26 protein-coding genes are annotated in these 25259 nt (G+C 40.2%); 12 read left to right on the top strand and 14 right to left on the bottom strand.

The annotated features are described in order from the left end of the window. The first annotated feature begins 105 nt into the window (after positions 1 to 105). Genes R2I63_RS05905 through R2I63_RS05895 form a run of 3 tightly spaced genes read left to right on the top strand, consistent with a single transcriptional unit; the run spans position 106 to position 3380 of the window. Positions 106 to 2280: a GreA/GreB family elongation factor gene (locus R2I63_RS05905; RefSeq protein ID WP_316355762.1), complete on the top strand. Its 2175-nt coding sequence runs from the start codon at positions 106 to 108 to the stop codon at positions 2278 to 2280. A 12-nt stretch (positions 2281 to 2292) separates the two neighbouring features. After that, the gene (rdgB, locus tag R2I63_RS05900; RefSeq protein WP_316355760.1) at positions 2293 to 2892 is read left to right on the top strand and encodes an RdgB/HAM1 family non-canonical purine NTP pyrophosphatase; all 600 of its coding nucleotides are present in this window, start codon (positions 2293 to 2295) and stop codon (positions 2890 to 2892) included. 2 nt (positions 2893 to 2894) lie between these two features. Then, complete coding sequence (locus R2I63_RS05895) at positions 2895 to 3380, top strand: NYN domain-containing protein (protein ID WP_316355758.1); 486 nt, start codon at positions 2895 to 2897, stop codon at positions 3378 to 3380. On the opposite strand, the gene R2I63_RS05890 is transcribed toward R2I63_RS05895, so the two are convergent. Further along, positions 3325 to 4044: a C40 family peptidase gene (locus R2I63_RS05890; protein WP_316355756.1), complete on the bottom strand. Its 720-nt coding sequence runs from the start codon at positions 4042 to 4044 to the stop codon at positions 3325 to 3327. The genes R2I63_RS05895 and R2I63_RS05890 overlap by 56 nt on opposite strands. A gap of 87 nt (positions 4045 to 4131) precedes the next feature. Between R2I63_RS05890 and R2I63_RS05885 the strand changes: the two genes are divergently transcribed. The 3 genes from R2I63_RS05885 to R2I63_RS05875 all read left to right on the top strand — a co-directional run bounded on the left by R2I63_RS05885 (position 4132) and on the right by R2I63_RS05875 (position 6669). Continuing rightward, positions 4132 to 5745, top strand: a complete 1614-nt coding sequence (locus R2I63_RS05885) for a peptide ABC transporter substrate-binding protein (RefSeq protein WP_316355754.1) — start codon at positions 4132 to 4134, stop codon at positions 5743 to 5745. Then, the gene (locus R2I63_RS05880; protein ID WP_316355751.1) at positions 5729 to 6211 is read left to right on the top strand and encodes a hypothetical protein; all 483 of its coding nucleotides are present in this window, start codon (positions 5729 to 5731) and stop codon (positions 6209 to 6211) included. The genes R2I63_RS05885 and R2I63_RS05880 overlap by 17 nt, the downstream gene beginning before the upstream one ends. 89 nt (positions 6212 to 6300) lie before the next feature. Next, on the top strand, positions 6301 to 6669 hold the full coding sequence (locus R2I63_RS05875; protein ID WP_316355749.1) for a hypothetical protein: 369 nt from the start codon (positions 6301 to 6303) through the stop codon (positions 6667 to 6669). An 11-nt stretch (positions 6670 to 6680) separates the two neighbouring features. On the opposite strand, the gene R2I63_RS05870 is transcribed toward R2I63_RS05875, so the two are convergent. From R2I63_RS05870 to R2I63_RS05855, 4 genes are read right to left on the bottom strand one after another with little or no spacing between them, the layout of a single operon-like run. Beyond that, positions 6681 to 7220, bottom strand: coding sequence for a 5-formyltetrahydrofolate cyclo-ligase (locus R2I63_RS05870; protein WP_316355747.1), 540 nt, complete (start codon positions 7218 to 7220; stop codon positions 6681 to 6683). Then, positions 7210 to 8517 (bottom strand): toxin-antitoxin system YwqK family antitoxin, encoded by a 1308-nt coding sequence (locus R2I63_RS05865; protein ID WP_316355744.1) that lies wholly within the window; start codon positions 8515 to 8517, stop codon positions 7210 to 7212. Before R2I63_RS05865 ends, R2I63_RS05870 begins: the two co-directional genes overlap by 11 nt. Beyond that, complete coding sequence (locus R2I63_RS05860) at positions 8514 to 9173, bottom strand: hypothetical protein (protein ID WP_316355742.1); 660 nt, start codon at positions 9171 to 9173, stop codon at positions 8514 to 8516. The genes R2I63_RS05865 and R2I63_RS05860 overlap by 4 nt, the downstream gene beginning before the upstream one ends. After that, entirely contained in the window at positions 9145 to 10557 is a 1413-nt protein-coding gene (locus R2I63_RS05855) for a hypothetical protein (RefSeq protein WP_316355740.1), read from the bottom strand. The genes R2I63_RS05860 and R2I63_RS05855 overlap by 29 nt, the downstream gene beginning before the upstream one ends. A 73-nt stretch (positions 10558 to 10630) precedes the next feature. Here R2I63_RS05855 and R2I63_RS05850 point away from each other — a divergent pair, with 73 nt between their 5' ends. Genes R2I63_RS05850 through R2I63_RS05840 form a run of 3 tightly spaced genes read left to right on the top strand, consistent with a single transcriptional unit; the run spans position 10631 to position 12130 of the window. Next, entirely contained in the window at positions 10631 to 10897 is a 267-nt protein-coding gene (locus R2I63_RS05850) for a YggT family protein (RefSeq protein ID WP_316355738.1), read from the top strand. Continuing rightward, entirely contained in the window at positions 10894 to 11892 is a 999-nt protein-coding gene (gene dusB, locus R2I63_RS05845) for a tRNA dihydrouridine synthase DusB (protein ID WP_316355736.1), read from the top strand. Before R2I63_RS05850 ends, dusB begins: the two co-directional genes overlap by 4 nt. After that, a complete protein-coding gene (locus R2I63_RS05840; protein WP_316355734.1) occupies positions 11852 to 12130 on the top strand; it encodes an acylphosphatase in 279 nt (92 codons plus the stop codon). Before dusB ends, R2I63_RS05840 begins: the two co-directional genes overlap by 41 nt. Here the strand turns inward: R2I63_RS05840 and R2I63_RS05835 are convergent. From R2I63_RS05835 to R2I63_RS05825, 3 genes are all read right to left on the bottom strand, one after another. Next, positions 12127 to 13068: an Lpg1974 family pore-forming outer membrane protein gene (locus R2I63_RS05835; RefSeq protein WP_316355732.1), complete on the bottom strand. Its 942-nt coding sequence runs from the start codon at positions 13066 to 13068 to the stop codon at positions 12127 to 12129. The two genes, R2I63_RS05840 and R2I63_RS05835, sit on opposite strands and share 4 nt — an antisense overlap. A gap of 327 nt (positions 13069 to 13395) precedes the next feature. After that, positions 13396 to 13683 carry a helix-turn-helix domain-containing protein gene (locus tag R2I63_RS05830; RefSeq protein WP_316355730.1) on the bottom strand — a complete coding sequence of 96 codons (288 nt, stop codon included), beginning with the start codon at positions 13681 to 13683 and terminating at the stop codon, positions 13396 to 13398. Between the two features lie 478 nt (positions 13684 to 14161). Further along, on the bottom strand, positions 14162 to 15781 hold the full coding sequence (locus R2I63_RS05825) for an ATP-binding protein (protein WP_316355728.1): 1620 nt from the start codon (positions 15779 to 15781) through the stop codon (positions 14162 to 14164). A gap of 457 nt (positions 15782 to 16238) precedes the next feature. Between R2I63_RS05825 and R2I63_RS05820 the strand changes: the two genes are divergently transcribed. After that, positions 16239 to 16484: a transposase gene (locus R2I63_RS05820; RefSeq protein ID WP_316355727.1), complete on the top strand. Its 246-nt coding sequence runs from the start codon at positions 16239 to 16241 to the stop codon at positions 16482 to 16484. Here the strand turns inward: R2I63_RS05820 and R2I63_RS05815 are convergent. The 4 genes from R2I63_RS05815 to R2I63_RS05800 all read right to left on the bottom strand — a co-directional run bounded on the left by R2I63_RS05815 (position 16473) and on the right by R2I63_RS05800 (position 21121). Continuing rightward, a complete protein-coding gene (locus R2I63_RS05815; protein ID WP_316355725.1) occupies positions 16473 to 18884 on the bottom strand; it encodes a DUF6371 domain-containing protein in 2412 nt (803 codons plus the stop codon). The genes R2I63_RS05820 and R2I63_RS05815 overlap by 12 nt on opposite strands. A gap of 489 nt (positions 18885 to 19373) precedes the next feature. Beyond that, positions 19374 to 19751, bottom strand: coding sequence for a hypothetical protein (locus R2I63_RS05810; protein ID WP_316355723.1), 378 nt, complete (start codon positions 19749 to 19751; stop codon positions 19374 to 19376). Between the two features lie 3 nt (positions 19752 to 19754). Further along, positions 19755 to 20420 carry a hypothetical protein gene (locus R2I63_RS05805; protein WP_316355721.1) on the bottom strand — a complete coding sequence of 222 codons (666 nt, stop codon included), beginning with the start codon at positions 20418 to 20420 and terminating at the stop codon, positions 19755 to 19757. A gap of 158 nt (positions 20421 to 20578) precedes the next feature. Then, positions 20579 to 21121 carry a tyrosine-type recombinase/integrase gene (locus R2I63_RS05800; RefSeq protein ID WP_316355720.1) on the bottom strand — a complete coding sequence of 181 codons (543 nt, stop codon included), beginning with the start codon at positions 21119 to 21121 and terminating at the stop codon, positions 20579 to 20581. Positions 21122 to 21642: 521 nt separating this feature from the next. Between R2I63_RS05800 and R2I63_RS05795 the strand changes: the two genes are divergently transcribed. Continuing rightward, entirely contained in the window at positions 21643 to 22011 is a 369-nt protein-coding gene (locus tag R2I63_RS05795; protein ID WP_316355718.1) for an IS630 transposase-related protein, read from the top strand. A gap of 4 nt (positions 22012 to 22015) precedes the next feature. Further along, the gene (locus R2I63_RS05790) at positions 22016 to 22363 is read left to right on the top strand and encodes a transposase (protein WP_316355717.1); all 348 of its coding nucleotides are present in this window, start codon (positions 22016 to 22018) and stop codon (positions 22361 to 22363) included. Between the two features lie 173 nt (positions 22364 to 22536). Here the strand turns inward: R2I63_RS05790 and R2I63_RS05785 are convergent, their stop codons facing one another. Beyond that, on the bottom strand, positions 22537 to 23697 hold the full coding sequence (locus R2I63_RS05785) for an Lpg1974 family pore-forming outer membrane protein (RefSeq protein WP_316355716.1): 1161 nt from the start codon (positions 23695 to 23697) through the stop codon (positions 22537 to 22539). 346 nt (positions 23698 to 24043) lie between these two features. Then, entirely contained in the window at positions 24044 to 25201 is a 1158-nt protein-coding gene (locus R2I63_RS05780) for an Lpg1974 family pore-forming outer membrane protein (RefSeq protein WP_316355714.1), read from the bottom strand. Between the last annotated feature and the right edge of the window lie 58 nt (positions 25202 to 25259).

The raw sequence follows: 25259 nt of genomic DNA, 5'->3' as shown, positions 1-25259 counted from the left end.
ACAATTTTTGATTCACCTTTTTATCAGCAGTATGAGTTCTGAATTGAAGTTAATTAGCTAAATTTTTATACTCTTTCTCAACGCAGTGAAGAGGATTCCCAATTTATGTCGATGAGTTATTTAGATCAATTTCAGAAACACCTAAAGAATCATGATTACCCTTCTTTTCTTACACTTTGGGAAGAGTATTGCATGGGAGATGAGATTGATGGAGAGGAGCTTAAGCGCACCCTCATAAGTGTAAAAAATTCTGAGCTGGTCACCCCTTTTGGACGCCATGTTGAAAAAGCTCTGCATCTTTGGGGAACAATCAAAGAAACTGATCTAGGGCATGAAGTCATCAAATTGATTTTCGATCTTCAAACAACAGACTCACCAGAACTTGCAAATCTTGCCTTTGAGTATCTTAGGCAGCATAACGCCGAGGATCCTTATTTCAATGATAAGATTCGACTTATTGGGCTGCGCGAAATGAAAACTTTTCAGGGTGCCATTAGTAATTATGAACTCTTAACACACATGAAGAAGGGAAATTTTGTATTCCACACTGGTGGGTGGGGAGTTGGGGAGATCATGGATCTTTCTTTTCTAAGGGAGCAGCTCTCAATTGAGTTTGATTACGTCGGAGGGACAAAAGACCTTTCATTTAGCAACGCATTTAAAACCCTCTTACCTATCTCTGATGAGCACTTCCTTGCGCTTCGCTTTGGGAATCCTGATGAGCTAGAGGAACGTTTAAAGAAAAATCCCATTGAGGTTATTCATGTTATGCTTCGTGATTTGGGTCCATCGACAGCAGCAGAAATTAAGGATGAGCTGTGTGAACTCGTGATCCCTGCAGAAGAGTGGGCACGTTGGTGGCAGACCGCTCGAGCTAAAATCAAAAAAGATACAATGGTTGAAACCCCCGAGGATATTCGGAAGCCCTTTAAGCTTCGAGAAACTGAAGTAACGCACGAAGATCGCCTTCAAAAAGCTTTGGAGAAAAAACCCGATGCTGCTGCTCTTATCCAAATGGTTTACTCTTTTCTTCGAGACTTTCCTCAAATAATCAAGAATGAGGAATTTCGAAAGAATTTAGAAGATAAACTTAAAGAAGCTTTGTCTATTGCAGAGATTTCTGACGCCCAGGAACTACAACTTCATTTTTTCATGGAAGACCTGAGTGAAGTAAAGTCCTACGCGCCAACAAAAGAACTGATTACGCGCTTTACATCTCCCGAAGATGTTATCAAAGATATTCAGATCGTCGCCTTTAAAAAACGGGCTCTCATAGAAGTTCGCAAACTACGCAAAGACTGGCCCATATTCTTTTTAAACCTTTTGTTGATGGTCGATCAAAACCCCTTAAGAGATTATATCTTGACCGAACTTCTAAAGGTAAAAAAAGAAGCTGAGGTTAAGGTGAAACTTCAGGAGCTTCTTACCTTCCCCACTCGCTACCCTCAAGTGCTCCTGTGGTACGTCCAGAAGATTATGAAAAGTTCCACTCTTCCCCTATCAGATCAGGAAGGGAAAAATCTCTTTTTTGAAGCTCTTTTGATTTTACTTAGCAGCTTGGAACAATCCACAGGATATCGCGACTTGATTAAAAAAATTCTGACATTTTTAACCACCCAGCGGTATAACAACGTTCGCAAAATCTACAAGAGTGCCTCAAAAGAAGCTGTTCAAGAGTTTCTCCTTCTGGCAACAAAATGTCAGAGCTTCACTGAACATGACATTAAAATCTTTCATTCTCTTGCTGAAGTCGTTCATCCTTCCCTTGCAAAACTTGGGGAAAAATATGAAATAGATGCAGAAGATGAGGGCGATGTCATCTGGACAACGCAAGAAGGCTACCAAAAAATCAAAGAGCGAATCAAGGAAATTTCTACTTCGGAAACAGTGGATAATGCTAAAGAAATTGAAGCAGCCCGTGCACTTGGTGATCTAAGGGAGAATGCTGAATTTAAAGCAGCCCTAGAAAGACGAGACCGCCTTCAGAGTGAACTTCGCACGCTTTCAGAACAATTTAACCGCGCACGAATCCTCTCAGCAAATGAGGTGACGACCAATGAGGTGGGTGTAGGTGTAGTGGTTGACTGTCAAAGTGATGAAGGAGAAAACGTGTCATATACTTTACTAGGCCCTTGGGAAGCAGACCCCGAAAAATACATCCTTTCTGTTGAATCAAAACTAGCACAAAGTCTTATGGGAAAAAAACCAGGTGATAAAGTATCCCTCAAAGGAAAAACATTTACAATCTCTCACTTGCGAAATTACTTCGAAACGCTCTAATATTAGGTCACTATGGAAATTGTTATTGCCTCTAAAAACCTCCACAAAATCCGTGAGATCCGGGCCATCTTAAAACCAGAGTATCCTTTTGATTATCTTTCACTGCTTGATTTTCCCGAATATCAGCCTCCTGAAGAATCTGGTGAAACATTTGAAGAAAATGCTTTTATCAAAGCAACACACGCTGCAAATACATTGAAGCGATGGGTTATTGCAGACGATTCTGGCCTTGTCGTTCCAGCTCTTGGAAATGAACCAGGAGTGCGCAGCGCCAGATATGCAGGAGAGACTGCCAGTGACAAAGAAAACCGAGTCAAATTAGTTAAAGCTCTTGACCCCATTCCAGAAAATGAGCGAATTGGATACTATTTTTGTGCTCTGGCTTTTGCCTCACCTGATGGCATTCAAGTGCAGGTTAAAGGATCTTGTGAGGGCTCCCTTCTCTTGAAAGCACGTGGTAGCCAAGGATTTGGGTACGATCCTCTCTTTCTAAAATATGACTACAACAAGACTTTTGCAGAAATAGACGAAGAAACCAAAAACCGAATCTCTCACCGCCGCAAAGCCTTGGACAAACTCACTCCCACTCTTGAAAACCTTTTGAAGACGTAAAATTGAGATATCTCATTGACGGTTACAATCTCTTTTTTAAGCTTGAAAAAGAGATTCTTCCTCTAGAAGAAAAACGGGAAGAGTTTATCTCTCTTCTTGATGAGGAAGTCGGAGACCTGAGACTCCAGGTCCTTCTTATTTTTGATAGCCACAGAGAAAATGCTGAAGATTTTGCTTCAAAACGAAAATTAAAAAACCTTGAAGTTTCTTTTTCTCCAAAAAACCTTTCAGCAGACCATTACATTTTAGAACTTCTTGAATGGGATGCAAAAAACACGACTCTTGTTACCTCAGACAAAAAACTCGCGATAGAAGCAAAACATCATGGAGCAAAAATAAAATCAATTGACGGTTTTGTTCGGTTCATTTTACGGAGACGTGAGAAAAAAAACTCTGCGGCTAAACCAGAACTGCAAGAAACCGACGCCAATATTAAGCGATATCTTGACGCATTTGAAAAAAGCGACGGACAACTAGAGGACTTCTGATCATATCCACTCTCTTTTTAAGAGAAGAAACAACAACTCCCCCAAGCCAATGGCAGCTTTCAATCACCTCGTCAGGGCTGAGGATAATTATCACATGCCCCGGATAGAGAATCAGATCAAGAGCCTGCGCTTCAGTAAGGGGAATCTCGGCTCCATATGTCATCAGCTCTTTCGTGTTTCGAGGTGTTAATCCTCCCGTGGCTTCATAAAGTAGTCCCGAACAGTCAAGTCCCATAAAAGACCAATGAGCACGTTCAAATTTACTGATTTGAGCTGGAGGGGGGTAAAAACATTCCCACTCAGGGATCCCATTGGACCAATTTCCTCCCCAAACATAGGGAAGGCCTTGTTTTGACAAAAGCCGCTCAATAAGGACCTCTTTCGAGGGTATCTTATGTTGAAAAAACGGAATTTCTTCAGCATAAATTCCTCCAAAACGCCTATCTACAAAAAGGGAAGCACTTGATGAATATTCGGACGTTGTCACATGAAGAATATTTGGCTTAACTTCATTCACAACTTTGAATGTCTGCTTTGGAAATGCAATATACTCTAGCTCTCTCACAAGCTGTTGATCATCAAAAGGGAGAGCTCCACTATAAACCTCGCTAAAACGAGGTGTATTCAGTACTGGGGTTGGTTTGTCTGTGACAAAAAACGTCATATTTCAAAAATCTCGTGCAAAAAATACCTTTTCACTCTAAATTCGTATTTTTCAGAACCTTTCTTATAGCATAGCACGAGGGTGAATATGAAAACATTTTTACGAATTACGATTCTTCTGCCCCTAATCGCTCTATCCCTATTGGGATGCAAACGGGGAGGGAGCTCATCAGCCCAAGCTACGCGCGGTGCTCATCAGCAAGAAATTACGATCAATATTACATCAGAGCCCCAAACATTAGATCCCCGCAAGGTACGTGCACTTAATGACGCAAATGTCATTCGTATGTTTATGGACGGCCTGACACGCACCGACAAAGAAGGAATAACAACGCTTGCTGTCGCAAAAAAAGTAGACATTTCTCCCGATCAAAAGACGTATACCTTTACTCTAAGGGAAAGCCATTGGTCAAACGGAGACCAGGTCACTTCCCATGACTTCGCATATGCTTGGAAAAAGAGCCTGACGCCCACCTTTGTTGCTCCTAATGCAAACCTCCTTTACGTCATTAAAAATGCAAAAGAAGCAAATACAGGTAACCTGCCATTGAGCTTGCTAGGAGTTGAAACTCCTGATGAAAAAACACTCGTCGTCAATTTGAATCACCCAACACCCTATTTTTTAGACCTGATTGCTCATCCGATATACTTCCCCGTCAATGCCAAGGTCGACCGCTCAAACTCTCACTGGGCTGAAAAAGAAACCTCCTATGTCGGAAATGGTCCCTTCACCCTTCTTGAGTGGAAGCATCACAATACGATTGTTGCGGAAAAAAACCCCAGGTATTGGGACCACAAAGTTGTAAACCTTTCCCATGTAAAGATGGTAATGGTGAGCGAAGACACTGGCTTTAAAATGTTCGATGCAAAAGACACCAGCTGGGATGGATCGCCTTATTCTGCAATCCCCATTGATGCCATCCAAACCCTGAAGACAGCTGAACAACTCCGCTGCACTCCAGCATTAGCAACGAGCTGGATACGGATCAATATTGAAGTCCCACCTTTCGATTCAAAAAAACTTCGTAAGGCTTTTGCTTTAGCAATTGATCGACAAGCAATCGTTGAGCACGTACTTCAGGGACAGCAGATTCCTGCCACAGGGATTGTCCCCAAAGCAATGGGCCTCTCCGATCGCCCCTACTTCAATGATGCAGATATTGCTGCGGCCCAAGAACTCTTTAATGAAGTCTTAGATGAAATGGGCGTCTCAACAAGTAACTTTCCTGAAGTTGTTTTAACGTATGGTTCAGGAGAGCGAGCACATTCTGTTGTACAAGCTCTGCAGAGCCAATGGCAAACGGCACTTGGTATTCGAGTCCGATTAGAACCTGTTGAAAAGAAGGTCTACTTTGATCGAGTTTCTAATAAGAACTACACTCTTGCCTTAGGAGATTGGTTTGCTGACTTTGGCGATCCCATTAACTTCCTTGAAGTCTTCACAGCGAACGCTGGCACCAATAATACGAATTGGAAAAGCCCAAGCTACGGAGAGCTTTTGGAAACTTCTTATCAAACATCTGATAAGGAAGAGAGAAGACAAGTCCTTCACAAAAGTGAAGAGCTCATCATAAGCGAAATGCCAGTCATTCCACTTTACCACTATACGATGCTTTACATTCAAGACGACAATCTTAAAGATGTAGTCTTGACAACAATGGGTGGTCTCGACTTTAAGTGGGCACATGTGGATAACGAATAAACTTGCCCTATTGGCATTTATTTTCTCGTCAACACTCCTTTTTGGAGGCTCTGTAAGGATTTACAATGATAGTTCCTATCAACTTACAGCTAATATTCTAGCTGCAGATGGGAGCCATCAAGGGTCTCTAACTCTAGCCCCTCAACAGCAAGCGCAATGGCAAGATTTCTCTGGGAAAAATGCCACCTGGTCCCAAACACCCTACACAGTCATTCTTACCTGCAAAAATGGAAAGCAGTTTGGAACAGTTAATGGTGTTCAGCAAGGAGGAACGGTAAGCGCTATGTCTGCAAACGGACCTAGGTTTTGCGCAAAAGACAAAGATGAGGATCAGCAAGGACAGAGTTCAACAGGAAAGCAACAAACTCCACAACAAGGACAAACCCCTTTCAACCCAAATCAAGAGCCTTTTAATCCGAATCAAACCCCCTTTGCCCCGGTTTCAGACCAAGAATCCCCGTCATAAAAAGACCCGCAGGTAGGAGCAAATTCTAATCCCTTAGGCTCTGCAGATCCTCAGAGCTTCCCTGGTGATCCAATTTGGGGTCCTCCATAATGTATAAGCTGTTACTGCTTCTTTTTCTGACTTCGATACTTTCTGCTATAGCAATTGATGTTTATAATGACAGCCCTTATACCCTCCAAGCAAAAATATACTCCGTTAAAAATGTGGAACTTTCTTTAATGACAGTCATTTCCAGCCACTCTATTAAATGGTCTGATAGCTATTACGATGCAAAAGACTGTTCTGAAGGCAAATTCCGCGTTATTTTTACTTGCCCCAATGGAGACTTTTATGGGAAATCCTCCCCCGTAGGGCAAAACAACAGTACACGCTCAGCGCACACGAGGCCCGAAAAAATGCAGTGCTCACACTCAAACCAGAGACTCATAGGGATTACGGCGATCAGCAACCCCATGTGAAATAATACTATCTAAAATAAAAAGAGTTCCGTAAGAGGAATGTCGTGCGCCTCGGTTTCGAGCGGTGCTTTTGTGAGCTGTTCCTTAAAGCCTACGCCAAAGAAAGGGCAAGAGAGCTTTGCGAGAAAACGATCATAATGCCCCTTACCATAGCCGAGGCGGCCATAATGACTATCAAAAGCAATACCAGGAACAAGAACAACGCTAACCTTTTCCAATAGGACTTCCGAGCAAAGCGCAGGATCTGGTTCCAGAACATTCCAGCTAGGATGAAGCAGAAGATGATCAAGACTAGAGACTGTAAAGGGGGAAATTTCAGTCGCTGTTGTCAAGCGAGGAAGAAGAAGCCGTTTTTCTTTAACAAGCTCCTGATTAAGCGGCCACAAATCTATTTCTTCAGACATACTGGCAAAGGAGAGAACCTTCGTAAACCCCTTGAGTTTCCTCGAAAGAGTTTCAAGAGCCATGCAATTGGCCTCTTTTCTTCTTTCCTTTGAAAGATCGTGCCGCTTATCGAGAAAAGTTTTCCTTACCTCGGCTTTACAGCTCATCAACTGGAAGCCCTTTATGATAAAGGGCTCGCTTGACAAAGACCCCTTCAGAGTCATAGAGCGTAACAGTTCCCTCTCCATTTTCAACAGTGGAAACGGGAGTTTTTTCTCTCCTCTTCATGTAAGTCCCTCTGCGAAGCTGGTCATTCTCATACTCTTCGATCATCATTAGAGATCCATCTTGATACCATGCTGAACAAATCCCATGTCTCTTATTATCTCTAATTTCTCTTTCACTCTCTAAATTTCCAGTTGGGTACCAGGTTCTGCATATTCCCTGGATCCCATCCTGGACCCACTCGATATATAGCTTTGGTTTGGTTTTTTCTTCCTCAAAAGAAGTGAAATAAATCCATTCCTCACCATGTTTCATTCCCTCTTTAGTATGAAACAGGGTAGTCAAGTCTCCTCTCTTATTAAATATCTGGACTTCCCCCTCTGGAATCCCATTGCGATACTCCCGAATAGAGTGAAGTATCCCATTTAAAAAAACGGCCTGCTTGCCATTGCCATGTTCAATTTTTCCAATTATTTTTCCGGAAAAGTTATGATAGGTTGCGTTAATCAAAAGATCGTCTCTATATTCTTCTGAGTAAGGTGGTTGTTGTTTGTCTCCTTTAAATATTGCAATCCCTTGACGCTTTCCTTTCGAGTATGGAGTCTTTCCAATCACTTGCCCTTGCTCATTATAATAAAGAAGATCTCCATCAATTCGATCAACTTCGTAAGGGATCATCTTTCCCACAATACCATTGCGATGATAATAATAGGAATTCCCCTGCAACTTCCCTTTTTCATAATAAATTTTAGCTTGAAGGCGCCCTGCAGAATCCCAAACTTTTGAAACCCCATCAAAAACCCATCCTTTTTGAGCATTTCCGCTTAAGTCACCAAGTCCCTCAATGACAACAACGTCTAAACGAAGGTTTCCATTATCGTGCCATTCTCGATAGATCCCACAAGCCCTACCATTTACAACTTCTAAATACTGCCAAATCTCCCCATTTTCATGATATGTCGTCAGTTTTGAAATGGTTTTTCCATTTTCACTCCGCCCAAACATCCGAGTGACTTTTTCATAGGGTTGTGGAGCTAAAAAGTTTGTTTTCTCGTACATGGATAAGCGATCGGCAGAACTAATTGTTTCTTTGAACCCATTTCGATCAATAACCTGGATACTTGTAAGTTTATCCTGGTTTTCCTTTCGATGGCTCCCGCACCCAGTCAATAACCCTAGGGAAATCAATAAAGATAGAGAAAGCAACCTAATTTTCTTATTTTCAAATACAGTTCTCATAAAATTTTATCTCTCTTTATTAATTGCATTTCTAATTGATATGTCTCTCTTTCAGCTAGTTTTTTCTTATTCAAGTGAAACCGTTTTGTAATGATTTGTGGGCGCCCTTTTGGGGGCTCAAGCTCTCCAATAGACACCCCTTCAACAGCTGTTAATACGCGCCAGAGATCGTGACTATTTAATTCAACCGGACGTTTCTGCGATAGTTCTAGTTCTTCAATTTGATCACCTGTTCTTCGATTTCCTTCGGAGAAAATAAATTGATTGTTACCCTTTGTTAAACTGTCGAGCCTTTGCTTAATATCGTCGCAGGATTCAAATGCAGGGTTATTCATAACAAGATAAAGCGCCTCTATTTCAGGGGATAGGAACTGCATGGATTCAATGGCATGGTCGACATAATAATGGTCAACAGCACTATAAGTCTTAAAAAAGGCATTTCGATCTTTCTGGAGTTCTTTGACCCTCTCCATTTTTATCGCTAAACAATCAACCTCAACCTTCATTTCTTTGAACTGTTCATTTTTATCCAGAATAGAAAAAAGTGTTAACAAGGTCGGCAATAAGCAGAGAAAATATATTCCAAATACAAAACTTCTATTCTGAATCAGACGATTAAATGGGAGTTTAAGTGCGAAGGTAAAAGGCAACTTCATAGTGATCATCATTTCTTTTCCAGTCTATTTCCTCACTTCCGTTTACAATTGCTTCATTTTCTACAATGGCATCATGGAATGCACGCGCTTTTTTCGCCACAGGCGTTGTAAATGAAACACGTACTTTAGGAAGATAAACCTCTTTTGGTTTCTCAATAGTGGGATATTTTTTTAGTTCATAATCGATTTGAGTGAGTTCAATGCCTTCCAGGAGTGGATGGGTCGATAAAAAAGCAAGCAAATCACTAACCAGTGGTGGGGATGCAAAATAGTTCTCCTTACCTTTGGTTGCACGAAGAACATGATGGATATCTTCCATGACTTCCTTAAGATTTTCTTTTTTGTCTATGTGGTGCAACTTAGGAAGGTCTTCTTCATATCTTTCTGCGAGAGATTCAACATGTTCCAATAAGATTTTTTCTTTTTTAGAAAAGAATAATTGAGAAGCAATCGTTGCAGTTAAAAACAATGCCGCCGCTACGTACATCCCGCGAAGCATTTTTCGTTTTAAGGTTTGCATACACCGTTTTGAAACATAATCCCCTTGGAGAAATTGAATGCTCATCTGATCATTTTTAAGAGAGTCTAAAGCAAGCCCAACCGGGATAGCAAATGGACTCACCATATCCCATGAAAAACCTCCTCTTCCATTTCCATGAACTGGAACTAAACCCTGTTCCTTAGACAGTAGCGCTTCTATCTCTACAGACATTTCCCCACAAAAAAGAACTTTTCGATCCTCATTTCCTTCTTCCTTATGAGCAAGAAAACAAAGGGCACGATCAACTTCTCTCTTGAGTTTTGCAACTGCCTTCTGATTCATACCCTTTCCAAGGTCAATTGAACCCATGTGAAGGGTCAGATGAGATAATATTTTACCTTCTCGTTGAGAAACAATTTGAATCTTTGTTAATCCAATATGAAATACAACAAGAGTTGAACTCTCCGGACAAGTAAAGGAAGCAAAGCGGGAAAGAGCCATTGGAATAGCGGATACCCACTCCGGAGAAAATCCTTCTTCTTGATGCAACGAAATATGACTTTCAAGGTTTTTCTTTGAAACGGCGAAAAAGAGCGCTTCAGTCTCTTTGCTACTAGGAATGTAAATGGGTTTGACAACGACTTCATCGAGCTGGTAAGGGATCAACGCTTCTAACTGAAAAGGAAGCGTTTTGTGAAGAGCTCGCTGTTTTTTTAAGGGAGTTTTCAGTCGCCGGAGGAGGAGATCTTGTCCTTCAATTCCCGTAACGATATAAGGGTCCTTTTTAGAAAAAAATGCATCCCTTTGCTTTTCCAAAAATTCTATAGACACTTCTCCATTGACCTGTGAGATACAGGCAATGCGGATATTTGAATCTTCTTTGTGAATTCCAATAACTTCCATGGGTCTATAGTAAAGGAATCGCTAGAAAAACAAAAGGATGGAAATTTTTTCATTTTGATGTTACCATAGTACTATGGCATATGCAATTTCAGCGGTTCGACTATTATTCACGGTTTACTCTCTGATGCTCATTATGAGGATCTTTGGGTCCTGGTTTCCAAGCTTTCAACAGACTTCCATTTTCCGCTTCCTTTCCCACTACACGGATCCCTACCTTAATATCTTTAGACGTTTCATTCCTCCCATTGGTGGCGTTTTAGATTTAAGCCCAATTATCGGGTTCTTTCTCCTTCAGTTTCTCGAGTATCTGATCACACGCCTTCTGATCATGATGATATGAAAAAGCATGTAAAGCCGATTAAACTAGGGAAGCTCACCCTTCCAGCAAACGTCTTTTTTTCTCCTCTTGCTGGTTGTTCCGACTATCCTTTTAGACAGATGGCATCTCTCTTCAAACCGGGACTAATGTTCTGCGAAATGGTGAAAATGGATGCCCTCATCCGCCACGAACCCTCCACGTATCATCTTTTAGACTACGACCCTTCAATGCGCCCGATTGGCGGCCAGCTCTGTGGCAGTAAACCCCAGCTTGCAGGACCCACAGCTCGTATTATTGAAGAGCTTGGCTTCGATGTTGTTGATCTCAACTGTGGCTGCCCCGTGGATAAAATCACCAAAGATGGAAGCGGAAGTGGAATGTTAAAAAATCCAGAGCTCATCGGCTTGGTTATTGCCAACATGGTTGCAGCTGTCGATATTCCTGTTACTGTGAAGATCCGCGCTGGTTGGGACGATGAGAGTATCAACGCCTCTCTTATTACAAAGATAGCAGAGCAAGCCGGTGCTCAAGCAATCTCAATCCATGGAAGAACAAGGCAACAGAAATATACAGGTAGAGCAAACTGGGACCATATTAAAGCCGCAAAACAGGCAGCTACCTCTATTAAAGTTATCGGAAATGGCGACGTATTTGATGCTGAGGCTGGTCTTGCTCTTTTTAAACATACTGGATGCGATGCAATTCTCATTTCGCGAGGAACCTTTGGAAAACCTTGGATTGCTGAAGATGTACGACGTCTTGATCAAGGCCTCTCTCCTTTTATTCCTGATGTAAAAGAAACACTTTTAAACCATCTTGCCTATACTGCAGCGTATCAAACCGATCGTAAAGCTCTTCTTGATATGAGACGTGTTGGCTGTTGGTACCTCAGAAATGGGACAGGGACAAAAAAATTGCGTGAATCGTTGAACCGTACAAAAAAACTCACTGAGATAGAAACCCTCATCAATAACTATGACTGGGAACAAACAAATTTTAACCATTCTCATTGTTAGTGGAACAGTTCAGGGGGTCTTTTTTCGTGCAAAAACGAAAAAACATGCTGATCACCTAGGTCTTAAGGGATATGTCAAAAATCTTTTAGATGGAACTGTAGAAATTGGTGTTGTGGGGAAGGAGAGCAGTGCATTAGTCACCCTTCTAAAAAACGAACCATTGCCCATTGAAATCAGTGCTGTTTCCTTATCTTCTCGCCTTCTAGACCGAGAGTATCATGACTTCAGTATCGCTTAGAAATATAGTCGCCCTGAAAATGTCAGGCCATGCATCGTAAGATCCTCAGAATAGTTGTCGTATCTGAGCGCTGAATATTCATAGACTCTAAGCATTTGATTTTGTCGCCACCAATACATTCCCTCGTAATAAACTCCGAGATCAAGGTAATACTCCTTCTGATTGAAGTATCTTCCATGCCCAATGCCTAAGCGCCACTGAACCATTGGAACAAACCGGTGTTTGTTATCCTCCAGATGGATTTTATCGCGAGGACTAGGCGTTACCTTTTCTCTATGTTCAATATCATAAAATCCATAAAGAATTGCTCCTGAAAAAAGCCCTCCAAAATACCATCCATCCAAGAGATGCCATTTAGAGTTTACTCCCCCTCTAAGCCCTATTCCCCAATATTCACAATCATCATTGATATGCGCAGAATTATTTCCTAAAGACCCTCCTGTATACCGAACCGTTTGATATTGATCAATCCAGGCATTTTTGAGACCAATAAATAGGCGAAAGGAAAGCCTTTCACTTACATAGTAATGACGCCCTAATTCCAAATCGATATTATAAAAATCGAGATCATATGTCGCCTTCGCGAATCCAACGCCTGTTTGTGTAATTACAGAACCACGAAGAGGAATCAAAACACTGTTTTGGCCTCCACGAGATTTCCCAGATGCATGATTCTGGTAATAAACAAAAGATGCATAAACATCCCACTGATCAAAAGTAACATTCTTGCCACTGCCAATACGCACCCCCCAAGACCACCCAAAATCAATATCCTTAGTTCTGCCATTCAACGGAACACTTGTTAAAAGTGTGCTATTGCTATAAGCAAATGCCGTTCCATTTGTGCGCTGGTGCCAATAAAGAGGTTCGATGGTTAAAAACCATTCGTCTCTCATCACTCCGGGATTTGCACTTGGACGTGCTTGACTGACCATCATAGTGCGAAGGTCTTCTCTTAAAACTTCTATTTCTTTTTCGAGTTTTTCAATTCTGGAAGAATTAGTCTCTAGGGCCCCTAGGAAAGGAATTTGGAATATTAAGGAAATAAAAAACAGTTTTTTTGTCAGTCTCAAAACTATACTTATTTAAATGCACATCTGAACTTACAGTAATTAATAACTTATTTTTTTAAAACTATTTTGATTTTCCGCAGAAATTACATTTCGTTTCGTACTCTGGATTAGCATGCCCGCACTGAGAACAATAGCAATCTCCTGCAGCAAATACTACAGTCTCAATTATGAAAAAAAGAAGCGTGCACTTCCTCATGAATACTCTGCTTGGGTTTCTAATTTCTTAATGCGCTTTTCCAGTTCAGAAACACGCTTCTCGATTGATGGTTTTAATTGCACACCTTTCCTGCTCTTACCAAATAAAAGCTCCTGCCTAGAAACCTTTCCTTCGGTGAACTCCTCAATTTTCTGAGCCGTTTTAAGCGAAGGGCGCGTAATCCCCTTCAATATTTTCCAAAGATTTGTCGTACTTATATCAACCGATTGAGCAAAGGATTTCTTTTTTAGTCCCGATTTTTTGATGAAGTCTTCTAATAACATATCTCTCTGGCTTGCAGTTCTTTCTTCTGCAACTATGTTATTCCAACATTTTGTTTTATTCACTTATTTTTAGGCTTTGTTGCATAAATAGCTGCAGAAAATGTGATTCTTGCCTTAAGGTCAGTGAGTCTATAAATTTTTTTGTTTATGAAAACGAAAAACCATAGGCTCAAAATGACAAATAAGAAAGATTCAAACCCATCCAAAAAGACTTTCAATGAATTATGCAACAAAGCCTACACACTGACATTTTTATAACCTTGCATATGATTTAAATGTTTTTTTACAATTTCTAGCTTTAAGTGCTTAATTTTAACTTGAGCATTTCTTAAAGAGCAATGATTTATTTTAAGACTTTGTATACCTCTTTTTCCTGATTTCTCGATTGACTACGCACTTGGCTTTTAGCTTAAATAGTTAAAAATAAATTAGTTAAATAACATAATAATTATTATCCGACGTTCTGGATTTGGGTGGTTTATTCCCCTGCCTTAGGCAAAAACTCTTGTATCAACTTTCCTTCAGGAGAATATAAAATACCTTTCCAATCACCGATGTTGCGAAATTTTGAGCTAAAATTGATTCCCATCACCATGATGTCTTTTCCATCTAGAGAGTATCGTTCTATATATTTCTTTGATTCTGCTTGTTTGAATGCAATATCTGCCGTTTTATCTAATTTGAGTTCAAAGATGCAGACTGTATTAGGCATCTCACAGACAAGATCTATCCGACCAATGTTTGTTGCCATTTCAGCTTTTGTCTTAATGCCAGAGGTTTCGAGGAAGGTAAAAAAGATTGCTTGGTAAAATCCCTCCTGCGCTTTGTTAAAAAGATGATAAGCTACTTTTGCAAAGTGCGTGTTTATTTTAGTGACAAATGGTCCGAGATTAAATAACTCTAGATCCTGTTTGATTTCTTTAGCAGCTCTTCTAATGGTTAAAGGCTCAATTTCTGCAAACTCCTCAAGAAGAGAATTAAAAAAGGCTTGCTCTACCTCTTGATTAGGAAAATTGAGCTGGTAAGAGTCTTCTTCAGGATTATAGCCTTTTATGGTCAAATACCCTGTTTGGAACATGAGTGCGGATAGGTTGATCCGGTCTAGGTTACTGATATCTGAAAGTGTACTTTTTAAAACAGCTTTTCCCCTTAAGGACGTGACTGACTGGGGGTACTTTTTTACTTGATTGATCAGAAAGGAAGGAGTTCCTGTACTATACCAGTAAGATGAAACTTCTTGTTCATCCATATAGTTAAGAGTAGAAAAAGGATTATAGACACAGGTATCGCTTTTTGTGAATCGATACCCATTATACCATGTACGTACCTCTCCAAGAACTTCATTTGCTGCAACTATACTCCCTTGTTCTTTTCTTTTTTTAACGATATCTTGAATATAATCAGCAAAGGATTCTTTCAACTCTTTTTCTGTGTAGCCCATGACTGCGGCGTACCTTGGATCCATCGTAATGTTTTTTAGATTATTGAGGCCAGAAAAGAGAGAAACTTGAGAGAACCTACTTACACCAGTTATAAAGGTGAACTTTAAGTTTTTATCTGATCCCTTTAATGTTCCAAAGAACTGTTTTAAGACTTCACGGTTTTGCTGCGCAATGGAAAGGTCATGCATTTGGTCTATAATTGGCTTGTCATATTCATCGACTAGCACCACCACTTTGCTCTTATATTTATTTGATAATTCGGTAATTAGTGTATCAAACCCAACTACAATGTCAGTAGTAATAATCGATAGATCGTGCTCTTTAGCAATAATCTCTAGTCTTATTTTTAATGAGGCTTCGAGTTGATCAGGGGTTCTATTTGCTATTTTTGAGAAATCTAAATAAATGATGGGATGTTTTTCCCAATCATATTCACTATTATAGATTGCACATTCTTTAAAAAGTTTTTTGTTGCCACTAAGAATTTCTTGAAGCGTGCTCAAAAACAAAGACTTTCCAAATCTTCTAGGACGAGATATAAAGTAATGCTTTCCATTCTTTATTAAATTCAAAGCGAATTTTGTTTTGTCCACATACACTTGATCTTCTTCTAAAATCTCACGTATGCTCTGAATTCCAATAGGTAATTTCTTCATTAATTTATGGTCCTAATCCTAAACGCCGCCTTTAGTATACCACAGAAATCTTCTTTCATGCAGTTTAAAAAAGATTCTTTAAATTTTCGAGCTTTCCTGGTCATTTTTTAGTGTTTCTTCTCTAATGGCTTTTTAAGAGCTCTTTTTTGACATAAGCACTCGTAGAAATCTAATCTATCGAACCCAATTAAAATATTCAATTCACGCTCAAATAAGAAGGTCGTTTTTCTTGTGAATTTGAATTTTCCGGAAAAATGGACATTTTTCAGACTATAAACTTTCTAAAAGAAGAACATCTTCAATCGGTACAATGGCAAAACTTGCATCGCCCGATCTCATAACGATTCTTTCTCCATCAAAAGCAGCCCGATTAAAGAGGTCCTATACTGCTCCCCATTAAGACAATAAAGGAAAACGTAGAGTAAACTGGTCAAAAAAACAATAAGGAGACGAGTTTATGAAACCAAGAAAATGGGATGGGAGAACCAAAGCCCGAGCAATTCTAGAGGGGATTAAAGGGAGAAAAGTTGCCGAAATCTGCAATGATTATCAGATTAGCCAAGCCCAATACTATCAGTGGAGAGAGCAGTTTTTATCTAATCTTGACAAACCTTTTGAAGCAAAAAAGCCAACCTCTCGGGAAGAAAGATTAAAATGTGAGAATCAGAAACTTAAAGCTCTTATAGGAGGGTTAACGCTCTAATCCCCGGTCTTTATCAAGACCCAGTTCCTTATCTAACTCTCTATATTTATCGTCGATATCTCTCCACTCTCCAACGACTTTGTCAGCATCGTTTTCAAGATAAGTGCAAGTATAAAATCCACAGTGACTTGCTTTACTAAAATCATCGGCAAGACTCCATCCCTCAATAATGCCTTTTTGGTCCATTAGATCATGGTTTACAGCCTTTACAGCCATGTTGTCATATTCTTTCAGCTGCTCGCAGATATCCTTCTGGACTTCTTTTCCAGTATCATCATGATCTCCCCAAACAAGTACTTTACGTCCTTCAAGAGCTGAAAAATCAATCTCATTTTCATGGGAATGTCCCTCTGCTCCTTTAGCTCCTCCATTCCATGAAACACAGACGTGATCCTCTTTTATAAGAAAATGGTCTGCCCCTTTATCTGCGGCTTCGGGGCTTGAAACAAGGACAACGGTTGTCCTTTCATTTTCAAAGACTTTCTCGATCCCGTAAAGCCCTGACTTTCCAGACACTATTCTTTGCTTTTCTGCAAGATCGATTTTTTCTTGGATCACTTGTTTTTCATAGAAGCGATCCATTTGATCGAAACTTCCGATCGTCTCTACAGCTTTATCCTTAAGAATCTGAATTGTCATTTCTGAGCAGTTTTTTGGAAGAGGATCAGCTAAGTCCCACTTCTCAGAGAAGTTTTTTTCTTTTAACATGGTATGGTCAATGGCTTTAACGGCGATATGATCTAGCTTTTTGAGCTCTTTACATACATCGCTTTGAGCCTTTCTTCCTGCTTCATCATTGTCTCCCCAGACAAGGACTTTCCGCCCTTCTAAGGGAGACCAGTCAGCTTTGGAAACACTTCTTGCTCCTCCGGCCCAGGAAAGGCAAACATATTTCTCTTTTTGCAGAAATTTATCTCCACCTAAATCGGCTGCTTTTTCCCCTTCAACGATCACCACCGTAGCTTTGGGATTTTTATCGAGCTTTTCGAGCCCATATAGAGAATTCCTCCCCGTTTCATCTTTATAACCTTTGAGCTGCCAAGAGAGCTTTTCTTCATCCGCATAATGGCCATAACTCAAAGGAGGGGTGATCTTTTTAGAGAGGTTATTGGGGTCTTGAAGTCTAAGGACTTGATATAGAAGATTCCCCTCTCGATCTCGATATTCATGACGCATCGCTTCATTCCAGTGCTTGTCTAATTTTAATTCTTTCAGCGTTGGCGGAAGCTTATGTACAGGAGGTTTTTTAGGATGCCAATTAGATAAGGTTTTCTCTTCCTTAAGGGGTTTTTGAAAAGTCTCAGAGATCTTTAAGCTTGGAGCGATATTTAAAAACTCTTTTGCCCATTCTACAGATTCTTTACGATTCATTCCTAACCGATGTTCAATGAGCTTTAAAACTCCCCCACCTTCTCTATTTTCAAAGTCATAGAACTGTCCAGCCTTTTCTCCACTATGGGTGACAGAAAAAGATCCCTTAGATCCGAATCGGAAAGCGCTTGCAGTCTTCATGGTTGGCCCATCGGGAAAGAGCCTACTCAAAAGAGGCTCAATGTTAAACCTTAAATGCTCACCTAAATCAGGACTTTTCTTGAGCTCTTGTTCTTTTAAATAAGAGGCATGCTTCGATGCTTGAAGCTCAAACACTTCTCTTGCCTTTTGATGTAAGCTAGACTTAGAAGAAGAGTCAAGCTCGTAGGCAAGGGTGTTTCTTCTAGCACAAGCAGCTTGCCACTTTTTAAAGCTTTTAGAGCTTTCTAGATCTTTAAGTCCCCCTTCTTTTTCTGCATCAACAAGAGTTTGAAGCTCTTTGCACTTAAACACCTGGGACCAATACTTTTTAAGGTTAGGATCTGCGACTGTTTCATTGGGAGCTCTAGTTTGCCTCTCTTTTTCTAATTTCTCCCCTATTTCTTTAATTTTGAGCTCCTCTTTCATGAGTATTTTCTCCCCTTCTTGTTTTTCTATTGCTTTGATTGCTTTAGCCGTTATCTCATCTTTGTTAAGAGGCTCTTCAAATCGCTGAACGCGAAGAGAAACTTTCTCTTCCTTTTCTTGGAACTCATAGAAGCTTTTATCGAGCTTTTTATCTTGAATCCGCTGAGCTCTCTTATAAAAGAACCCTTTTATCCCAGCACTCGCATCCATCGCAATGGACTTGGAAACGTTCAGCCAACTATCGCTCGTTCCTAGCTCTTCACTTTTCTCTGCGCGCTCTTTTTGTGCAGCTTCTTTTGCAAGCTCTAGATCGTGAGTATAATGGATCGTGGACCCTTTAAAACCCTCTCTACTAGCAGACCATTTAAGCTGAGCCATATTTTTGCAGGTGTCTTTAGGAACATAATAATTCACTGAATGGGTATGACGGGTGAGCCCCACATAGGCCATCTTCTTATTCAAATACTCTGAGTGCAAGAAAAATGCTCTTTCTACTGTCCGTCCTTGGGCCCGAAAACAGGTAGTCGCATATCCAAGCTGATACCCACTAAATTCTTTAGGGTTAAAGCCTCCTTTCCGTGTTCATTCGAATAAGAAAGCTGGGATCAAACCTAAGCTTGTTCCTTCGATTGTTTTTAAAGAAAAGGGCATCTGGGTCAAATTGAAAAAACGATCAAATCTGAGCTTTTTAAGAAGGCTCACATCGATCCTCAAACTAAGCAGCAGCCTCTGCAGATGGATCTTTGGGAAGAGTGCTCGCTCTAAACTTTTTTCTTGATACCCTTTATTGATCCCTCTATCGAGAGCGCCAATAGGAGGGTATTGAGTCCCGCTACTGGTCTACGCGATAACATTTGCGAATTTCTCTTCTCTGACCATGGCAGATGACTCGAGCCATAATATGTCTTCCTTATCCTCGATTTTAGATTACGGAATACATTTTGGACACTTCTAAGATGAAAATACCCACTTATATTTATTTAAATTCTCATCACTTGGTTGCTGTCTAAGAAACCTAAAAAAGGATTGTTTAAAATAAGCATTTACTTTAATGCATTTACACAAGATTTCAGTTGCCTCTTTATCTAAATCAGCAGAATTTGAACTGGTATTTAAGTGTCGTATGAAATAATTCCCTATTTTAAGAGAAGATTTTTCAATTTCTGATTTAGACATTTGGTTTAAATTTTTTGATACGTTATCTATTATTTCCAATAGTTTATCGTGAAAGACGGATTTATCTGTTTTTTTATAGGTAGAGATTTCATCTAAATTAGACCATTCGTTTTTTTTTAAACAATTAGGAAATAATTTACTAAAAAATTCCATAATTTACTCCTGTTTACATTTTTCGAAACATGAATAGACCCCATTTAGAGCGGCAGATATAGCCACTCCAACGCATGCACCCAGACATGATTGTAAAATACTACTTCCAATATTTTGATTATCTTTATTATCTAAATAAAGTCCATGAATAGTTCCTGCAGTTGTTGTTGCTGCAGTGATAGCAATGGATCCACTCATTTTTGTCATATCAAAAGAGCTGTACGTTTTTTCGCAAAAAATCTCAAAACAGGACTTATTATTTCTACGGCTTTCTGCTAACTTAGTCGCTATTATATCAGATAATTGTTTAATGTTTGCATTATTATGGTCTAAAACTTCAAAATCTTTTTTCCAATTTTCCAACTCTCGAAGAGTCATCGCATCTAACCGTTCAATACACAGTTTTTTGAAGCAACTTAAAATCTTTTTGCTAACTTCTATTGAAAGATTGTTCTGCCCAGGATTCCCGAAATGTTCAATCGAACGTATACAAAATTTTTTAATTTGTTCGTCAGAATTCTGACCATTTGGGAATGTTAATGTGCCTTCTATATCAATAACTTCTTCAATAGGTACTCTTTCAATAGACTCCTGTGATTGACTCCATGTAATTGCCAATTCTCCTCTTGAAATATTACATTGATAGTTTCCTAGAGCTATCGTTGCCATAAAACCTCCTATGTTTTGGCAAAAGTGTATCATACACAAAGCTTTTCTAACAAGAAATAATCCAGACGGTTAAATATAGGTTTTTTAATTTTAATTTACTTAAAATTAGTGTTTAATGTTATGTTAATCCAATATTTGGATCAATTAATGATTTTTTCTTAGCTCACAAGCTGCACCTTTTCAGTCGCATCGATCTCTTGGGAGGTTTTGTCATAGGAGGCCACCATTGAAGCACTGGCATGTCCTGTCACCTTCATGATATCGCTATCCTGGAACCCTTGCTGCTTCAAATAAGTCACTGTGGAAGTTCTCAAAACATGCGGCGTGACCTTAAACGGCACTCCCGCCCTCCTTCCTGCCTTGGCAAAGGCTTCCGATACCCTATTGAGCTGAATCGGTTTTCCTGTGCGGGTCACAAAAACCCTCCCCTTCCTCTCTCCAACATACTCTCTGAGCTTTTCCATCACCGTCTTGGGATAGGTAATCACCGTTATCTTTTTCACCCCCTTCATCTTAGATTGCATAAAGTAAATCTTTCTCCGATCCCAACGGATCTGATCGATCTCCAGATCTAGGACATCTCTCACCCTCTTTCCTCCTTGGAGCATCACCTTGGCGATCAAACACTCTCTAAAACTAATTTTCTCCAGCTCCTCTAAAAACGCCGACCATTGGGCTTGGCTCATCGCGGCTGTTTTCACCTTATCGTACACCTTGAAAAAGGTCTTCCCATGCCCTTCTTGGTTAGCAAGAGCTTTGGGGATGATCCCCTTTGTCCTCCGATATAAAAATCCCGTAAACGCAATCTAACATGCGGCTCTTGCTTGACGTGTACATTCTGCCCAATTAGTAAATCCTTTGATTTGGTCGATCTTTGCCTCATGATTGGCAAGGGTAAAAGCCTGCAAGGTCATCAAGGGATCCAAAATCCCCATCTCAACCATTCGGTTAACGCCTGCTCGATAATTTTTCTGTGTCGTTGCACTTAATGTAGATAACCAAACCTCTACTGCCTCTTGAGGCCGTAATCCGACTCAGTTGTTTCCAAATCCAATTTGCTTTTTGACTTTTTGCCTCTTCATAGCTTAAAACATCTAATTGCTTAAAACATTCTAAACTCTCCTCGCTTTTCACCATCAAAGACATTTGACCTCTTTACCTTTTCGAATTTCCTTATTAATGTATATAGCTAAAATATTTCGTTTTAGTTATAATTTTTTGAATGACATATTCGCTAGATTTTAGAAAAAAAGTTCTATCGATCCGAAGCAAAGAAAAATTAAGCTTTGCCCAAGTAGCAAGACGCTTTGGAGTAAGTGTAAATAGTGTGTTTCTCTGGTCTAAGAGGTTAGAGCCGAGGCGCACTAAAATCAGACCTGCAATAAAGATTGATAGAGAGGTCTTGATGGAGGATATCAAGAAATACCCTGATGCCTTCAACTATGAACGAGCACATCGTCTCAAAGTAAGCACTTCAGGCATTCGGTGTGCCATGAAGAGGTTAAGAATTAGCTATAAAAAAAACGCTCAACCATCCCAAGGCCTGCGAAACAAAAAGACAAATCTTTCAAGGGAAAATCGCAGAATATAAACGTTTGGGAAAGCCAATTGTATATAATGCAATAGGGTCATTACTTGGAACAAGCCTCCTTACACTTGCGTTATTCGAGTGCAATATTAATACAGACGCCTTTTCCATTTGGGCAGAGGAGGACTTGCTACCGAAACTTCCCTCTGAAAGTATTCTGGTTATGGATAATGCTTCATTCCATAAAAGCAAATCTATGCAAGAGAAGATCCAGGCTGCAGGCCATACCTTGGAATATCTTCCTCCCTATTCCCCTGATCTAAACCCTATTGAACACAAGTGGGCACAGGCAAAGTCTAAGCGAAGAAAATATCAATGTGGAATAGACGAACTTTTCAAGGAGCACTGCCTATAACTAATTTAAGTCACTTTAGCTATAATGAATTTACACAAAGACGTAACAAAATGATTAACTTGAGTTAATTTTTTTTTACCTCTTAACTGACATATATTGAAATCGAACAAAAAAAAAGATGAGGCTCTTGCAGAGCCTCATCTTTTGTAGGATCTTAATTGCTACGGCTTAGACTAGAAGTCCCATTTGAAATCTAGTGTTAAACCGTGCATGCTGACGTCATCAGAATATCTCTCATATTTGAGAACTGCGGCGTCGTCAATCTTAATCATCTGGTTTTGCCTCCACCAGTAGTTAGCTTCGAATCCAAGTCCAATCCCAAGATGTTGCTTGTTATTATGGATGTACTTGTCAAAACGCAATCCAAGCTGCATCTGCACTGTTGGCGAGAATGCATGTCGGTTAGCATTAAGTTTGATTCGATTATCTGTAACAGCACTGAATCGCTCTTTGTGGTCTACATCAAAGTATCCGAAAAGAAGCGCACCAGCAACATTACCGAAGAGGCTAAATCCATTCCCAAGATACCACTTAGAGTCCACACCAACACGTGGTCCTAGACCCCAAAAGTCACAATTGTCTTTAATGTGAACTGTATTCACACCAAGTCCAAGATTCCTATCTTGGTCATTAGGAGTAGCGACTCCACCAGTGTAGCGAGTGATTTGTTCTTGATCAATCCAAGCAGTCTTAAAACCCCAGTGAGGTCGAAAAGACAGCTTTCCACTGATATAGTATGCACGACCTAGCTCTAAGTCAATTGCTTTGTAGTCAAAGTCATACTGCGACTTTGCACTAGAAGCATACAGGAATGCATCATAAATTGTTCCAACAGCAGGAACACTTGTTGCTACGATGGTAGATGATCCACGAAGTGGGATAACTGTGCTATTAAGTCCAGCACGAGTTGAATCACTTCCATTGGAATCAAACCAAGCATACTGGAGTCTAACGTCCCAACCATCATGGTCGAAGTTATATCCAAGCCCGAAACGCAGACCCCAATCCCATTCGAAATCGATGTCTTTAGTTCGACCTTTTACAGGAAAGGCTCCTGCAAGGTCATTGTCTGAATATGCAAATTCTGTCCCACCTACTTTTGCGTGCCAATATAACACGTCAGCAGTGAAGAACCAGCCATGCCCGTCGACTTCCGCCCGAGCTGTAGCTGTTTGTGCACCATATGTTCCCATGGCAGTCTCAGTACGCACTTGCTGCATCTGGTTTTCAAGTTGCGTTACCCGAGAATCCATGTCCATGCCAGCAAAGGCAGTGGACGATGCCATAAGGGTAACAAGGGCGACTGAGAATTTTCTCAATAAGCTCACTTTCATTTTTTTTACCTCATGGGGGTTAATTTTTAGCTTTGTTGCCTCAATTTTTTCTATAATGATAACGCCTAAATAAATGAAACAATTTTTTAAGTTTATTTTAAAAGCTATTAAAAACATGTCTCTTTTGTTTATGATGACTCTCCTCCTGAGAGCTGCAAAGTCGTTACCGGAAGCTGCCATAATAGGTTAATCTTCCTCCAAACCCAGAGATACGAAATTATTTATATAATTGTACAGAATTATCTAAACTTTTATTCAATTAAAACATAATCAAAAGAATTTAAGTGAGATAAAAAAAAGCTCTCAATATGAGAGCTTTTTTTTGCTTTTGGATGGTCCCTCTAGACTAGAAGTCCCACCTAAAGTCAGCCGTTAATCCATAAAACGCTATGTCTTCAGAATATCTCTCATACTTAAGTTCTGTAAAATCATCGATCTTAAGCATCTGATTTTGTCTCCACCAGTATTCAGCTTCGAAACCAATTCCGATTCCAAGGTGATGGCGATCATGATGAAGATAGGTATCATAACGCATTCCTAATTCAAAGTTCACCATCGGTGCAAATGCATGACGGTTAGCATGAAGGCGAATTCTAGCATCTCCAACGGCGCTATAACGCTCTTTGTGGTCCACATCAAAGTGACCTAGTAGAAGGGCTCCAGAGATATTTCCAAAAAGGCTTAGCTTATTTCCCATATACCAACGAGAGTCAATCCCTGTACGCGGCCCCAGACCCCAGAAGTCACAGCCTTCTTTAACACGAACTGTATTCCCTTGAAGCCCAAGAAAGTTTATTCCTTGGTTAGTTGTTGGGGTTCCACCCGTATAGTGAGTTCTCTGCTCTTGGTCGATCCACGCAGTCTTCAATCCCCAAAATGGGCGAAAAGAAACGGTAGAGCTCACATAATAATCGCGCCCTAATTCCACATCAATGGATTGATAATCTAAGTCATACATAGACTTAGCACTCGTCGCAAAGATAAATTCACCAACAGTTTGGTTAGCTGCAGGCGCTGTCGTCAATGCGCTCGATCCTCGAAGAGGTATCACGGAGCTATTGAGCCCAGCTCGAACAGAATCTGATCCACCAGTTTCCCACCAGGTGTAGCGAGCTCTAAAATCCCAACCATCATAGTCGAAATTATAGCCTAAACCTGCTCGGATCCCCCAATTCCAGTCAAATTCCATACTTTTCTTTCTTCCTTTAATAGGAAGAGAAGCAATTCTATCCTGATCCGTGTAAGCATACTCAGTTCCACCTATCCTCGCCTTCCAATATAGAAGGTCAAAGGAGATGAACCACCCACGTCCATCAACCTCCGGACGCGCAGTTGCTGTATTCGCACCATAGGTTCCTATTGCTGTCTCGGTTCCCACTTGCTTCATCTGCTGTTCAAGCTCGCTTAATCGAACTTCTCTATCAGCTGCTGCATACGCCTGGGAAGAGATCATAAGAAAGGAAAGGATGCCCAGCCCAAAACTCCTTAAATGTCTCAACTTCATCTTTTTACCTCTTGAGGGGATTAAATATAATAGTTCTTATTTCCCTGATATAAAGTAT

It is taken from the genome of Candidatus Neptunochlamydia sp. REUL1, from assembly GCF_963457595.1.
In the GTDB taxonomy this organism is placed as follows: domain Bacteria; phylum Chlamydiota; class Chlamydiia; order Chlamydiales; family Simkaniaceae; genus Neptunichlamydia.
This window is presented reverse-complemented; position numbering and strand designations above follow the sequence as displayed.